Genomic DNA, 13,927 nt, shown 5'->3' with positions numbered 1-13,927 from the left:
CGTACGGCTGACCGGCCGTGACACGGGGTCCGGCCGACGAGCCGGCCGTACCCCGTGGATCAGCCAACAGGAGGAACCATGATGTCCATCGAAATCCCCGCCTACAGCACCGATGCTTTCTTCGGCCTCGGAGACAGGTGGCTGCACACCGCCGACGGGGAACTCACGCACTACCACGAGCTCGGCTCGGGAACACCCGTCCTCTTCCTCCACGGTTCCGGCACCGGAGTGACCGCTGCCGCCAACTGGTGGCTGAACCTGCCCGAATTCTCCAGACGAGCGCGCTGCATCGCGATCGACTCGATCGGCTACGGCCAGACGGTCGTCGCGCCCGGGACCAAGTACGGCATCCGGGAATGGGTAGAGCACACCCTACGCGTACTCGACGCGCTCGGCATCGAGAAGACCTGGCTCGTCGGCAACTCCATCGGCGGATGGGTCGCCTTCCAATTCGCGATAGACCACCCCGAGCGGCTGCTCGGCGTGGTCTCCATGGGCACCGGCGGAGCAAAGCTCACCCAGGCCCTCAGCGGCCATGCCAGGCCCGAGCTGTCCGAGGCCGGCATCCGCCGCACCCTGGAACAGTTCGTCGTCGACAAGAACCTCATCACCGACGAACTGGTGATCCTGCGTTACCGTGCCGCGCTCAACGACTCCGCCTCCGACCGCCTGCGCGAGGTCATCACGGCACGCGACCGGGACCGTGACGCGCTCCCCCTGGACTTCGACGCACTCTCCCGCCTGGAGATCCCCGTCCTCCTGATCCACGGCATGCAGGACGTGGTCATCCCGGTCTCCAGGACATACGAACTACTGGACACCATCCCGACCGCGGACGCGCACCTGTTCAACCGCTGCGGCCACTGGTCCCAGGTCGAGCGCGCGGCCGACTTCAACACAGTGGTAAGCCAGTACCTGGAAGCTCACGGCGTGCTATCTGAGAGATGACAACGCAGGCTGGTGCTTGTCCAGAGATCTTTCTGGCCAGCCTCACACGACCACGCCAAAATGGCGCATCGGCTCACTGAGAAAGGTTCTCCTCATTCCATGTCGCTGGAACACGCCATTCTCGGCTGGCTGGCCACCGGTCCCGGGACCGGCTATGACATCGCCCGCCAGCTCGACCAGGGACTCGGATGGTTCTGGACCGCCCCCCACAGCCAGATCTACCCGCGGCTGAAAGACATGGAGGCACGCGGTCTGATCAGCTCGACCAGCGAGCGGGTGGGGGCCAAATCCGAGAAGCACACTTATGAGATCACTCCCGCCGGGCGGGAGGCCATCCGGGAGTGGACCGAGGCACCTCCGACCTATCCGCCCAACAGGGATGGGGAACGCCTACGGCTCGTCTTCGGAGACCACGGCAATCTCACCGCCCTGCGCACGCACTTCGAGACTCATCGGCAGCATTACCGGGAACGCCGCGACAGCCTGTCGCGTTTCCTCCACGAAGTCTCCAGCCGCCGGCACCCGAGAATAGAGCGACGGGCCGCCAACGCTCCGGACAAGGCCCACCAGGAACTCGTGATCGCCTTGCGTGAGATGGCTTACCGGGGCGACCTCCGCCGAGCCGAGAACGAGATCGCGTGGGCCGAGGACTGTCTGCGATGGCTCGACGCGTTCGAGGTGCGCCACGGGCTGTCTCCTTTCCCGTCCGGAGTCGGGGAATAGACACCGGTCCGAGGCCCGGCCGGTGTCCTCACCGACGTGCGACGTCTGATCCACGGCCTGCGCCCGCCCGCCCTCGGCCAGTACTTGGTGGTCGGCGTACTGCGCGCGATAACGTCGGTCGCGAGTGGAGGGCCATCGCCCGCGCCCGGGAGGCCAGCTTGGGCTGATCGTCGATCTTGGTCGGCAGGGACCTCGACGAGGTCGGGCGCGGGGAGACGTGGGGAGAGACGGCACCGGGGATCAGGTCAGCGGGGAGTCTCCAGCTGTCGCATCACCTGGCGAGCCTGGACGAAGAGCATCCCGACGTTCACCTGGCGCGAGCAGATCACGACCGCCACGATGTCGGGGTTGGTCTTGCTCCGCATGAAGAGGTGGACCAGGTTCTCGCTGTTGACCAGGATCTCGTTGAAGTAGTGGCGGTTGTCGGACGTGCCGCGGTTCTGCTTCCACAGTTCCTCGACCTGCACCACGGTCCGGCCCTGGAACAGGTCGGTGGTGGCCGCCGCGACGACGTCGAGGATCTCGCGGGGGTGGTTGTCGACGGTGTCCACCGCCAGCAGCATTCCTGTCGAGATGTCGACGATGCCGGAGCCGATGTAGTCGGGGACGTCGTGACGGAACGCCTTCAAGGCATTGTTAACGATTTGCGTGAGATTCATCAGGAGCTTTCTGCGCTGAGCGTGCCCACCCGGTCGGGACGGCACATGGGGAATGCCCGAGGCATATATGCGACGAGTCTTCCCTGATCGGTATCAGTCAGGCAAATTTGACTCTGCACGCAAAAAAGTGCGTTATGGGACAAAACGGACACTGATTCGTTCTGAATCCCTGTGTCGTAAACCCCACTGGCGGCCATTACCGCAACGACGCTACGCTGCACTATAGCCGAATGGTGTGGATTGGGTGGCCGAAAGCCACGGTGGCTCGATTCTGAACGGGAGCTGATAGTCACATGTTCCCGGAGGAAGACGGAGCCGGGCTCACGAACGCGGACGGGGACGGCGAAGCGCGGATCACTGACGAGCTCTACGCCCTGACGCGCACCGGCGCCTCGGGAGCCCTGAAGATCGACGGAGATCCCGGCGGCACCATCTACCTGGACGGGGGATACGTCACCTTCGCCGAAGCGGCCGGGGTTCCGGACCTCGCCGCCAGGCTGATCGGATCCCGCCGGGTGTCGACCGAGCAATGGAACACGCTGCGCGCCGAGGGGCGGCGGGCGGGCGGGTTCGACGCACTTCTCGTCGAACAGGGCCTGATCGACGAAGGCGACATGCTGGCGGTTCTGCGCTCGGTCGTCCTGGACGCGATCACGGCGATGACGGCCCCGGTGGCGGATGGACCGTCCGTCACCGGCGTCCTGTTCGTACCTCTGGAGCGTTCCTGGGCCGGGGCGATGCTCAGGCTCGAAGCGGAGTTCGTGCGGTCGGAGGTCGCGCGCCGGGTCACGCTGCTGGCCGCGCACGACGTCTCGTTCGACGGTCGTCCGAAGGTGTCCGACCTGCGCCGCCCTCTGGGGATCGTCAAACGCGAGCAGTGGACGATCGCCTGCCGGATCGACGGCGTCGTCACCCTCCGGGAACTGGCCTGGCGAAACGGCTTCGCCCTGTACGACACCGTCGAGAGTGTGGACGGGCTGATCAGGGCGGGCCTGTGCACGTTGCCGGCGCCGGAGGAGGTGGACCGCCCGCAGCGCGACGACGTCCGGGTGGCGCGCGGTTCCGGCGGCGGTGTCACCTGGCTGGGCCCCGAATGGGCGGTCGACGAGACGGAGACGGAGGACGACACGGCGGAGCTGCCCAGGGTCCCCGAGCCCGCGGGCGACGCGGTACGGCTGATGCCGCGCCGCAGTCCGGGAGCGACGACGTGGGATCGGGCGCACGTCAGCGCCGGTTCTGTCGGCATCCCACGCGGGCTGGCGGAAGCCGGGAGGACACCGTTCGCGCCGCCGCGCCCCGACATCCTGGAGCGCGTGCTGGAAGGACTCAGGCGGCTGGAGTAGCACGATCGGATACCGTCCCGCCCGACCTTCGCCGTGGGGCGCGACCCGCCGGGTGACGACGCGTACGTCCCCTAGAATCTGCTTTCGCTGTTGGTGGAAAGGACCCCTTTATGCCCGAGTCTCCTTTCGAAGCTCTGCTCTCTCAGGTGAGACAGATCGACGGCTTCGTCCTCGGGTGTTTGATCGACGCCTCGACCGGAATGGTCCTCGGCCACGTCCAGGACCGGGAGGATCTGAGCCCGCAGGTGGCGGCGGCGGGCGCCGCCGACGTGGCCAACGTGATCTCCCTCATGGCCGGAGAGCTGGCGGCGAACGGCGGACTCGAAGACGCGATCATCACGTTGAGCGGTCACTACCACCTGATCCGGCAGTTCAGCCCGGCCCCGAGGCTGCAGTTCCTGCTGCTCGTGGTTCTGGACCGCGCGGAAGCGAACCTGGCGATGGCACACCGGGAGCTTCGCGACTTCGACATGAGTTTCGTCGGCCGCCCCGATTCGGGTCTGCCGGATCGCCTGCAGCGGGCATGACCACTGAGCCAGGACGGGAACCGCCGTGTACTTCAACAGGGATCCGCTGATCGTTCGGCTGGGCAAGCTCGCCGAGTCCGGGCAGACCGGTGTACTGCGCGTGTCGGGCGCGGTGGGCGGGGCCTTCTACCTCAGCGAGGGCGACGTCCTCTACGCGGAGTCGAAGCGCACGCCCGAACCGTCCAAGTGGCTGGTGCGGCCGGGGGGACACCCGGGCGAGGCCGATGCGGCACGCTCGCTCGCGTGGACCTTCGCGGTCAGGGAGGCGACCGTCGACGCCGCGCTCGAACTGCTGTCGGGCGGCTCCCGGCATTCACCCCGCCACCGGTTCAAGGAGCTCGAAAGCCCGCCGGGTGACAGGTCGAGCGGCATGTCCTTCGCCGCGCTGCACGCCGAGGTGACCCGGCGGCAGGAGATCGTGAAGCAGCTGTCCGGGTCCGTCACCGCCGACACGACCGTCGTGCGAAACCCGCGCATCGAAGCACCCGGCCTGCAGGTGTCCGCGCTCCAGTGGGCCCTGCTCATCCGGATGGGCGGCGGCTCCACGCCGCGCGACCTCGCGTGGGAGCTCGACCACAGCGTCTTCGGCACGACCGTCGAGGTCTTCCGGCTGATCTCCCTGCGGCTCCTGTCGGTGGCCGGTCTTCCGGCCTCCGAGACGCCCCGAGCATCGGACGCGCCGTCCGGCCGGCGGCATGACACCATGTCCTTTCTCCGGGCGGTGACCCAATGAACGGGGGTGCGATGAACCGAGAGATTCGCGAGGGTGGACCGGGATCCGCCGGAGGCGACGGATGACGGCGCCGGGCATCGAAGGGCTGCCCCCCGACCAGCGGGTCCACGCCGAACTCCGTGACCTCAGAACGCAGATGGGCGGCGTGCACGGCAGCATGGTCGCCGCGAGCGACGGGTTCCTGATCAGCTGCGACATTCCCGAGCTGGAGCCGACCAGGATCGCCGCCCTCATCGCGGCGACCCTCGGCCTGGCCCGTCAGGCCACGCAGGCGACGGGCCGCGGGCGGTTCCGCGAGGCGGTGGCCCGCGGCAGCGACGGTTACCTGGCGGTGTTCGCGGTGGGCGACGACGCCGTCCTGGCGGTCATCGGGACCGACGACCTCAACATCGGGATGCTGCACTACCAGATCCGCGACCTGATCAAGCGGATAACGAGCCACCTGGCGCAGTTCGAGTGGGGCTGGCAGGGCAGCATGCGGCCGGACGCCGCGGCCGACGGACTCAGCTCTCCGTGACGCGTCCGGCGGTGACGTGGAGGCGGCGGGTGGTGTGGACCGCCTCCAGCATGCGTCGGTCGTGGGTGACCAGCAGCAGGGTTCCCCCGTACGAGGAGAGCGCCGACTCCAGTTGTTCGATCGCGGGCAGGTCGAGGTGGTTGGTGGGCTCGTCGAGGACGAGCAGGTTGACCCCGCGCGCCTGAAGGAGGGCGAGCGCCGCCCTGGTGCGCTCGCCGGGGGACAGGGTGGCCGCCGACCGCAGCACGTGGTCGGCGCGCAGGCCGAACTTGGCGAGCAGCGTGCGGACGTCGGCCGGTGGCAGGTCGATGAGCGCGCCGAACGCGTCGAGCAGCGTCTCGTCTCCCTCGAACAGGGCGCGGGCCTGGTCGACCTCGCCGACGACCACGCCGGGCCCGAGCGCGGCCGCGCCCTCGTCGAGGGCCAGCCGGCCCAGCAGCACGCCGAGCAGGGTGGTCTTGCCCGAGCCGTTCGCACCGGTGATCGCGACGCGTTCCGCCCAGTCGATCTGCAGGTCGACCGGACCGAGCGTGAATCCGCCGCGCCGCAGCACCGCTCCGCGCAACGTCGCCACCACGGCTCCGGAGCGAGGCGCGGCGGCGATCTCCATCCGCAGTTCCCACTCCTTGCGCGGCTCGTCGACGACCTCCAGCCGCTCGATCAGCTTCTCGGTCTGCCGGGCCTTCGCGGCCTGCTTCTCGGTCGCCTCGGTGCGGAAGTTCCGTCCGACCTTGTCGTTGTCCGAGGCTTTGCGGCGGGCGTTCTTGACGCCCTTCTCCATCCAGGCGCGCTGGGTCCGGGCGCGGGCCTCCAGCGACGCCCTGGTCTCGGCGTACTCGTCGTACTGCTCGCGGGCGTGCCTCCGGGCGACCTCGCGTTCGTCCAGGTAGGCGTCATAGCCGCCGCCGTACGCGCGGACCCGCTGCTGGGCGAGGTCGAGCTCGACGACCCTGTTCACCGTACGGGCGAGGAACTCGCGGTCGTGGCTGACCACGACGGTCCCGGCGCGCAGGCCGGTCACGAAGCGTTCGAGCCGGTCGAGGCCGTCGAGGTCGAGGTCGTTGGTGGGTTCGTCGAGCAGGAAGACGTCGTAGCGGCTGAGCAGCAGCGACGCCAGCCCCGCACGGGCCGCCTGGCCGCCGGACAGGGACGTCATCTCCTGTTTCAGGTCGACCGCGAGCCCGAGGTCGGCGGCCACCTCCGACGCGCGCTCCTCCAGGTCCGCGCCGCCCAGTGCGAGCCACCGCTCCAAGGCGTCGGCGTACGCGTCGCCGGGGTCGCCGCCGACCAGGGCCTCGGTGGCCACGTCGAGGGCGTGCTGCGCGGCGGCGACGCCGGTCCGGCGGGCGAGGAACGCGGCGACCGTCTCGCCGGGTCGCCGTTCGGGTTCCTGCGGCAGGTGCCCGACGTTGGCGGTGGGCGGGCTGAGCCGTACCGAGCCGTGCTCGGGGGCGTCGAGCCCGGCCAGCATGCGCAGCAGGGTCGACTTGCCCGCGCCGTTCACCCCGACCAGTCCGACGACGTCTCCGGGTGCGACAACGAGATCGAGATCCGTGAACAGGACCCGGTCACCGTGTCCGGCGGCGAGTTCCTTCACAACAAGAGTGGCGCTCATCAGGATCCAAGGTTATCGGCCGGGATATCGACCCGGCTCGGTGACAGTCTCGCGAAGTACTCACCGCGACTCGGGTATCCGTACTCAGGCGCGCCGGCCGGACAAGGGCGGACGATCGAAGCATGAAGCCCAAACCCATACAGCCCGCGATGACCGCCGCCTACTTCGCCCAGTGCGTCATCTCGTTCGGGCTCGCTCTCACCAGCGTCGCGGTCGGCATCGCGTACCTGCCGGTCAACTCCTGGGTGCGCGCGTTCCTCGCGGTCGGGGTCATGTACACGGTGACGTCGGCCTTCGGGCTCGCCAAGTGCCTGCGCGACCGGCAGGAGTTCGACAGCATGTCGAACCGCGTCGACCAGGCGCGTCTGGAGAAGCTCCTCTCCGAGCACGACCCGTACAAGGTGGAAGGCGCCTGACGTCCGGACCCGATCGCTCGCCGAGCGGGCGCTATCCCTCGTCGAGTCCGCGCTCGATCGCGTAACGGACCAGCTCGACGCGGTTGTGCAGCCGCAGTTTGCTCAGCGTGTTCTGCACGTGGTTCTGCACGGTGCGGTGGGAGAGCACCAGCCGCTCGGCGATCTGCTTGTACGAGAGCCCCTTGGCGACCAGGCGCAGCACCTCGGTCTCGCGGTCGGTCAGCCGCGGGCCGTCGTCCGGGGGTGCCTGCGCGGAGAGCCGGCGGTACTCGCCGAGCACGAGCCCCGCCAGACCGGGCGTGAAAACGGGATCGCCCTCGGAGGTACGCCGTACGGCGTCGAGGAACTCCTCCCGGCTCGCCGACTTGACGAGGTAGCCCGAGGCGCCCGCCTTCACCGCCTCCAGGACGTCCTCCTGCTCGCCGCTCGCGGACAGCACGAGGACCTGGGGCGGATGCCCGGAGGCGGCCAGCCCGCGCGCCACCTCGACCCCGGGCAGGTCGGGCAGCCGCAGGTCGAGGACCACCACGTCGGGACGGACGGCCGCCGCCACGCGGAGCGCCTGGCGGCCTTCACCCGTGGTCGCCACCACGTCGTATCCCGCCTCGGCGAGATCCCGGGCGATGGCGTCGCGCCACATCGGATGGTCGTCCACCACCATCACCCGGAGAGCGTTCACGACCGTAACTGTAAGGCGGCCCGCCGGGGAGCGGGGAGGGCGCGGGTACGGTCAGCTCGACCTCGGTGCCCTGGCCGGGGACGGAGGTGACGGCGACCGTGCCGCCGAGCCCCGCGACCCGGCCGCGGATCGACCGGGCGACCCCGAGCCTGCCGTCGGCCTCCGCCTCGGCGAGGCGGCCGTCGGGGATGCCGGGGCCGTCGTCGCGGACGGTCACGGTCACGGAGCCGTCGTCCTCCTCCGCGAGCACCCAGGCCCTGGCGCCCTCGCCGCAGTGCCGCCGTACGTTGTCCAGCGCCGCGCCGACCGCCGCCGCCACATCCTCGGCGTGCCCGGCGGGAAGGAGCAGCGGGGTCGCGGGCGTGGACACGGTCACCGCGGCGGAGCCGAACCGGCGCAGCAGCGCCCCCAGGTCGGAGAGCCCCGCGCGTGCGGTGCCGGACGGCTCGGCCCGGATCATCTCGCGCAGCGCCGCCTCCTGCTCCCCGGCGAGCCGTCCCAGTTCGGCGGCCTCCCCGCCGATCTCCAGACCGCGTCGCTGGACCAGGGCGAGCACCTGGAGGACGGAGTCGTGGATGCCGCGGGCGAGCCGTTCCCGCTCCCGTCCCGCCGCCTCCATCTCCGCCGCCCGCTGGAGCCGCTCCTCGGCCCGTTTGGTGAGCCGGGCGACGTGGCCGACCACGGCCCCGGCCAGGATCAGCAGCACGGACCCGTTGAGGGGGACGAGGAGGTCGAATCCGCGCAGGCCGCGTACCCACAGGTCCGCGGCCGACATCACGATCGCGGCCGCGATGCCCGCGCGGCGGCCCCCGTGCACGGCCCAGGCGAGCACCGGGCCGCCGACCCACGTCGCGGTGACCGGCATGACCCCGCCGGGACCCGCCTCAGGCCCCTGCACGTACGGCGAGGCGAGCAGGCATCCCATGGTGACGAGCAGGTCGATCAGCAGCAGGGTCCGGCCGCGGGCGACCGAGTACGCGAACGTCGCGCCCGCGGTCCACAGGGCCATCACCCCGAGGACGAGCCACCCGAGGAGCGGCCGTCGGTAGCCGCCCGCGGTCGCGAGCAGCAGCGCCGCGTACGCCAGCGAGGCGACGCGGTACACCGCGATGGCCCGCCAGAACGACCCCTCTATGCCCATGGATCACCACGATCGTCACCGCGCGGCCAGATCGCCGACTTTATGTCATATGGACTGATTCTTGGAGTATCGCCCCGTGTCTCGGGACCCGTACGCGGAGATCGTAGAAGGAACAGGGCCCCGGGGCCGCCTCGACTGGGGGGAACACGTGGCCGGACACGCGAAGACCCCCAGGGTGGTCGCCGAACTGGTGGCGGAGTTCGCGGGCACGCTGATCCTGATCCTGTTCGGTGTGGGCGTCGTCGCGCAGGTCGTCGCCGCCGGACTCGGGAACCACGACAGCATCTCCTGGGCGTGGGGACTCGGCGTCACCCTGGGCGTCTACACGGCGGCGCGGACCAGCGGCGCGCACATCAATCCCGCCGTCACGCTCGCACTGGCGGTCTTCAAGGGCTTCTCGTGGGGCAAGGTGCTGCCGTACATGCTCGCGCAGACCCTGGGCGCGTTCGTGGCCGCGCTGCTCGTCCGGTGGAACTACGACGAGGTCCTGACCATGGTCGATCCCGGCCACACGTTCAAGACGCAGTTCGTGTTCTCGACCCTGCCGGGCAACGGGTCCCTGCCCATACACCTGTGGGGCGCGTTCCGCGACCAGGTGATCGGTACGGCGATCCTGGTGTTCCTGATCTTCGCGGTGATCGACGAGCTCAACACCGCGCCGCGGGCGAACCTCTCCCCGGTCGTCATCGGGCTGATCGTGGTGGGCATCGGCATGGCGTGGGGCGCGGACGCGGGCTACGCCGTCAATCCCGCGCGTGACTTCGGGCCGCGCCTCGCCTCGTTCCTCACGGGGTACGCGTCGGCCTGGCGGGACCAGCACGGAGATCTCTACTTCTGGGTGCCGATCGTGGCCCCGCTCATCGGCGGCGTGGTGGGCGCCGGTCTCTACCAGGCCATGATCGCCCGCTTTCTGCCGATCGCCGAGCCCGAGATCGGTCGCGTCCCCACCGAGAACGAGGGGGGTTGATCCATGTCCGACTTCGTAGGAGCGGTCGACCAGGGCACCACGAGCACCCGGTTCATGATCTTCGATCACGGCGGTAACGAGATCGCCCGGCACCAGCTGGAGCATCAGCAGATCCTGCCGCGGGCCGGATGGGTCGAGCACAACCCGACCGAGATCTGGGAGCGCACCCGCGCGGTGATCGAGACGGCGATGCGCGACGCGCGGCTGTCCGCCTCCGACCTCGCCGCGCTCGGGATCACCAACCAGCGCGAGACGACCCTGGTCTGGAACCGGCGCAACGGCCGGCCGTACTACAACGCGATCGTGTGGCAGGACACCCGGACCGACCGCATCGCGGCGGCATTGAACCGCGACGGCAGGGGCGACGTCATCCGGCGCCGGGCCGGGCTGCCTCCGGCGACGTACTTCTCCGGCGCCAAGATCCAGTGGATCCTGGACAACGTCGACGGCGTGCGCGAGGACGCCCGGTCCGGTGAGGCGATCTTCGGCAACACCGACACATGGCTGCTGTGGAACCTCACCGGAGGGACCGACGGCGGCGTGCACGTGACCGATCCCACGAACGCCAGCCGGACGATGCTGATGGACCTGGAGACGCTGGACTGGGACGAGGAGCTCCTGTCGTTCTTCGGCGTCCCACGCGAGATGCTGCCGCGCATCCTCCCGTCGTCCAACCCCGACGCGTACGGCATGACCCGGCGCAGGGGGCCGCTCGGGGGAGAGGTGCCCCTCTCCGGCGACCTCGGCGACCAGCAGGCGGCGACCGTGGGCCAGGTCTGCTTCGACCCCGGCGAGGCCAAGAACACCTACGGCACCGGCAACTTCCTGCTGCTCAACACGGGTGGGGAGCCGGTGCGGTCCGAGCACGGCCTGCTCACCACGGTCGGCTACCGGTTCGGCGCCGAGCCGCCGGTGTACGCGCTGGAGGGCTCGATCGCGGTCACCGGCTCCGCCGTCCAGTGGCTGCGCGACCAGCTCGGCATCATCTCGGGCGCGGCGCAGAGCGAGGCGCTGGCCCGTCAGGTGGACGACAACGGGGGCGTCTACTTCGTGCCCGCCTTCTCCGGCCTGTTCGCGCCGTACTGGCGGTCGGACGCGCGCGGCGTGATCGTCGGCCTGTCCCGATACAACACGAACGCGCACATCGCGCGCGCCGCGCTGGAGGCGATCTGCTACCAGACGCGCGACATCGTCGAGGCGATGCAGCGCGACTCGGGGGTGACCCTCGACGTGCTGCGGGTGGACGGGGGAGTGACGGCCAACAACCTGTGCATGCAGCTCCAGGCGGACATCCTCGGCGTGCCCGTGTCCAAGCCGGTCGTGGCCGAGACCACCGCCCTCGGCGCCGCGTACGCCGCGGGGCTGGCCGTGGGCTTCTGGCGCTCGACCGAGGACCTCAGGAAGAACTGGAACGAGGCCCGCCGCTGGCTGCCGACCTGGACGGACGAGCAGCGCGCGGAGGGCTACGCCGGGTGGAGGAAGGCCGTCGAGCGGGCGCTCGGCTGGGTGGAGGTGGAGTGACCCCGCCGACCGCCCCTCATCGGATGCCGACGTAGAACCGGGTCTGGTCGCTGCGGTGGAGCGCGTAGTACGCCTCGAACCGGGTGTTGTCGTCCAGCCACGCGACCGACTCGATGCCGAGCAGCGGCGTCGAGGTGGAGACCTCCAGCAGCGCCGCGTCGTCGGGATCGGGGAAGACGGCCTCGATCCACCGGTCCGCGGCCGCGGGCTCGATGCCGTACCGCCGCCGCAGCACGTCGTACAGGGACTGGTTCTCGAGGACGGCGCGCTCCAGGCCGGGGACCAGCCGCGCGGGCAGCGCGGTGTCGACGAGCAGCCACGGCTGGCCGTCGACGCAGCGGAGCCGGCGCAGCCGGACGACCTGCTCGCCGAGCGGGATCCGGAGGAGGGCCGCCTCCCGCTCGTCCGCCTCGCCCAGGGCCTGGTGGATGGTCTGGGTCGTCACCCGCCGCCCCGACTCCCGCAGGTCGTCGGCGGAGCCGGACATCGATCCGACGAACCGCAGCTCGGTCTTGCGCGGGGCGACGAAGGCGCCGCGTCCTTTGATCTTGTAGATCAGACGCTGCTGGACGAGCTCGCGCAGGGCCTCCCTGACGACGGTGCGGGACACGCTGAACATGTCGCTCAGCTCGGCCTCGGACGGCAGCGGTTGGTCCGGGCCCAGCTCGCCGCTCTCGATCTCCGCGCGTAGGGCCCGCATGAGCTGCATCCACAGCGGTTCCGCCCCGTCTCTGTTGAGGCGCGGATAGGTCATCGTCAGGGTCCCTTCTCGGCGGCTTCTGGAAGCATGCCATGACCGGGCGACCTGTCGTAACAGGTGGACGCCATCTCGTGAAGATTATCCTTCCTCGTCCGATTCGTCCTGTCGCGGAACCTGCTCTTGACAGGCACGTAACGTCGGCTTAGTTTGCTTGTCACTACAGGCCTGTAATGACATCCCGCCTCTTGCGAGTGATGCGTTCCCGCGGCTTCGACTTCCACCGCTCCGGCGGACCTGCTCTCTCTGGAGACACGATGCGTATCCGTCCCACACGCCGGCCCTGGCGCGCGGCCTCCGCGGCGACGATCGCCGCTCTCGCGGTCCTGGCCACGGGGTGTAACTCCTCCGGCGACACCGCGGCCGACGACAAGCCGAGTGCCGCCGCCGGTGGCGGCGACAAGCCGTTCATCGCGCTCAGCAACGGCTTCATCGGCAACGGCTGGCGGCAGACGATGATCGCCAAGTTCGAGGCCGCCGCGACGCAGGCGCAGAAAGACGGCCTGATCAGCAAGTACAAGGTCGTGAACGCGCCCGGCGAGAACTCGGCCACCGAGCAGGTCGCGCAGATCAAGAGCCTGCTGCTGCAGAAGCCGGACGCCCTGCTCATCGACCCGTCCTCGCCGACCGCGCTCAAGCCGGTCATCCAGCAGGCGTGCAACGCCGGCGTCAAGGTCGTCGTGTTCGACTCCGCGATCGACGCCCCGTGCGCGCACGTGCTGCAGAACAGCTTCGTCGACTGGGCCACCTACGCCGCGAAGCCGCTTCTGGAGGGCATCGGCGGCAAGGGCAACGTGATCGTCAGCCGCGGCGTCGTCGGCTCGCAGCCCGAGGCCGAGATGTTCGACACCACCAAGAAGATCCTCGGCGACTACCCCGGCGTGAAGACCGCGGCGACGGTGACCGGCATGTGCGACGGCGCCACCGCGCAGAAGGCCGTGCTCGGCGTGCTGTCCAGCGTGGCGAAGGTCGACGGCGTCATCGGCTGCGGTGACGGTTACGGCGTCGCGCAGGCGTTCACGACCGCCGGCAAGCCGGTGCCCGCGGTGACGTTCGAGACGAACGGCCGCGCGCTGAACTACTGGAAGGACAACAAGATCGACAACGGCTCCGTGGCGGTCATGTCCGACCCGGGCCAGTCGGTCGCCGCTCTGTGGGAGGCCCTGGACCTGCTCGACGGCAAGGACGTGCCCAAGCAGATGACCTTCCCGATCGTCCTCGTGGAGCAGAAGGACCGCGACGCGTGGGCGGGCGCGCTCAAGCCCGACGAGTACGCCGCCTGGCCGTGGACCCGCGAGCTGTTCCGCCAGCAGGTCGAGGCCGTGAAGAGCGGCGGCGAGCCGGTGCGGCCGCCGATCCCGACGGCCGCGGGCTGACCGGA

15 protein-coding genes are annotated in these 13,927 nt (G+C 69.8%); 10 read left to right on the top strand and 5 right to left on the bottom strand.

The features are described from left to right. Positions 1 to 78: 78 nt before the first annotated feature. Together IMZ11_RS03235 and IMZ11_RS03230 are read left to right on the top strand one after the other, a co-directional pair. Positions 79 to 948 carry an alpha/beta fold hydrolase gene (locus IMZ11_RS03235; RefSeq protein ID WP_228637405.1) on the top strand — a complete coding sequence of 290 codons (870 nt, stop codon included), beginning with the start codon at positions 79 to 81 and terminating at the stop codon, positions 946 to 948. A gap of 99 nt (positions 949 to 1,047) precedes the next feature. Then, a complete protein-coding gene (locus IMZ11_RS03230) occupies positions 1,048 to 1,671 on the top strand; it encodes a PadR family transcriptional regulator (protein ID WP_228637404.1) in 624 nt (207 codons plus the stop codon). A gap of 245 nt (positions 1,672 to 1,916) precedes the next feature. Here the strand turns inward: IMZ11_RS03230 and IMZ11_RS03225 are convergent, their stop codons facing one another. Beyond that, positions 1,917 to 2,330, bottom strand: a complete 414-nt coding sequence (locus tag IMZ11_RS03225; protein ID WP_061253602.1) for a hypothetical protein — start codon at positions 2,328 to 2,330, stop codon at positions 1,917 to 1,919. Positions 2,331 to 2,623: 293 nt separating this feature from the next. On the opposite strand from IMZ11_RS03225, the gene IMZ11_RS03220 reads away from it, so the two are divergent. The 4 genes from IMZ11_RS03220 to IMZ11_RS03205 all read left to right on the top strand — a co-directional run bounded on the left by IMZ11_RS03220 (position 2,624) and on the right by IMZ11_RS03205 (position 5,450). After that, positions 2,624 to 3,673 carry a hypothetical protein gene (locus IMZ11_RS03220; protein WP_228637403.1) on the top strand — a complete coding sequence of 350 codons (1,050 nt, stop codon included), beginning with the start codon at positions 2,624 to 2,626 and terminating at the stop codon, positions 3,671 to 3,673. Between the two features lie 146 nt (positions 3,674 to 3,819). Next, a complete protein-coding gene (locus IMZ11_RS03215; protein ID WP_228637402.1) occupies positions 3,820 to 4,200 on the top strand; it encodes a hypothetical protein in 381 nt (126 codons plus the stop codon). 25 nt (positions 4,201 to 4,225) lie between these two features. Further along, the gene (locus IMZ11_RS03210) at positions 4,226 to 4,933 is read left to right on the top strand and encodes a hypothetical protein (RefSeq protein WP_228637401.1); all 708 of its coding nucleotides are present in this window, start codon (positions 4,226 to 4,228) and stop codon (positions 4,931 to 4,933) included. Between the two features lie 61 nt (positions 4,934 to 4,994). Then, on the top strand, positions 4,995 to 5,450 hold the full coding sequence (locus IMZ11_RS03205; protein WP_228637400.1) for a roadblock/LC7 domain-containing protein: 456 nt from the start codon (positions 4,995 to 4,997) through the stop codon (positions 5,448 to 5,450). Here IMZ11_RS03205 and IMZ11_RS03200 read toward each other — a convergent pair. Beyond that, entirely contained in the window at positions 5,437 to 7,065 is a 1,629-nt protein-coding gene (locus IMZ11_RS03200; RefSeq protein WP_228637399.1) for an ABC-F family ATP-binding cassette domain-containing protein, read from the bottom strand. The two genes, IMZ11_RS03205 and IMZ11_RS03200, sit on opposite strands and share 14 nt — an antisense overlap. A 122-nt stretch (positions 7,066 to 7,187) precedes the next feature. Between IMZ11_RS03200 and IMZ11_RS03195 the strand changes: the two genes are divergently transcribed. Then, a complete protein-coding gene (locus tag IMZ11_RS03195) occupies positions 7,188 to 7,481 on the top strand; it encodes a YiaA/YiaB family inner membrane protein (protein ID WP_228637398.1) in 294 nt (97 codons plus the stop codon). Between the two features lie 31 nt (positions 7,482 to 7,512). On the opposite strand, the gene IMZ11_RS03190 is transcribed toward IMZ11_RS03195, so the two are convergent. Both IMZ11_RS03190 and macS read right to left on the bottom strand, forming a co-directional pair. Further along, positions 7,513 to 8,142 carry a response regulator transcription factor gene (locus IMZ11_RS03190; RefSeq protein ID WP_061253609.1) on the bottom strand — a complete coding sequence of 210 codons (630 nt, stop codon included), beginning with the start codon at positions 8,140 to 8,142 and terminating at the stop codon, positions 7,513 to 7,515. Next, positions 8,054 to 9,301: a MacS family sensor histidine kinase gene (gene macS, locus IMZ11_RS03185; protein WP_228637397.1), complete on the bottom strand. Its 1,248-nt coding sequence runs from the start codon at positions 9,299 to 9,301 to the stop codon at positions 8,054 to 8,056. Before macS ends, IMZ11_RS03190 begins: the two co-directional genes overlap by 89 nt. A 148-nt stretch (positions 9,302 to 9,449) precedes the next feature. On the opposite strand from macS, the gene IMZ11_RS03180 reads away from it, so the two are divergent. Then, positions 9,450 to 10,268, top strand: a complete 819-nt coding sequence (locus IMZ11_RS03180; protein ID WP_228637396.1) for an MIP/aquaporin family protein — start codon at positions 9,450 to 9,452, stop codon at positions 10,266 to 10,268. Positions 10,269 to 10,271: 3 nt separating this feature from the next. Continuing rightward, complete coding sequence (glpK, locus tag IMZ11_RS03175; protein ID WP_228637395.1) at positions 10,272 to 11,789, top strand: glycerol kinase GlpK; 1,518 nt, start codon at positions 10,272 to 10,274, stop codon at positions 11,787 to 11,789. A gap of 16 nt (positions 11,790 to 11,805) precedes the next feature. Here the strand turns inward: glpK and IMZ11_RS03170 are convergent, their stop codons facing one another. Continuing rightward, positions 11,806 to 12,543: a GntR family transcriptional regulator gene (locus IMZ11_RS03170; protein ID WP_061253612.1), complete on the bottom strand. Its 738-nt coding sequence runs from the start codon at positions 12,541 to 12,543 to the stop codon at positions 11,806 to 11,808. Between the two features lie 260 nt (positions 12,544 to 12,803). On the opposite strand from IMZ11_RS03170, the gene IMZ11_RS03165 reads away from it, so the two are divergent. Then, positions 12,804 to 13,922, top strand: a complete 1,119-nt coding sequence (locus IMZ11_RS03165) for an ABC transporter substrate-binding protein (RefSeq protein WP_228637394.1) — start codon at positions 12,804 to 12,806, stop codon at positions 13,920 to 13,922. Positions 13,923 to 13,927: the final 5 nt, after the last annotated feature.

It is taken from the genome of Microtetraspora sp. AC03309, from assembly GCF_020826795.1.
GTDB classification, from domain to species: Bacteria; Actinomycetota; Actinomycetes; order Streptosporangiales; family Streptosporangiaceae; genus Microtetraspora; species Microtetraspora glauca.
The sequence above is the reverse complement of the archived record's forward strand: the minus strand, read 5'-3'. Positions and strand labels throughout refer to the sequence as shown.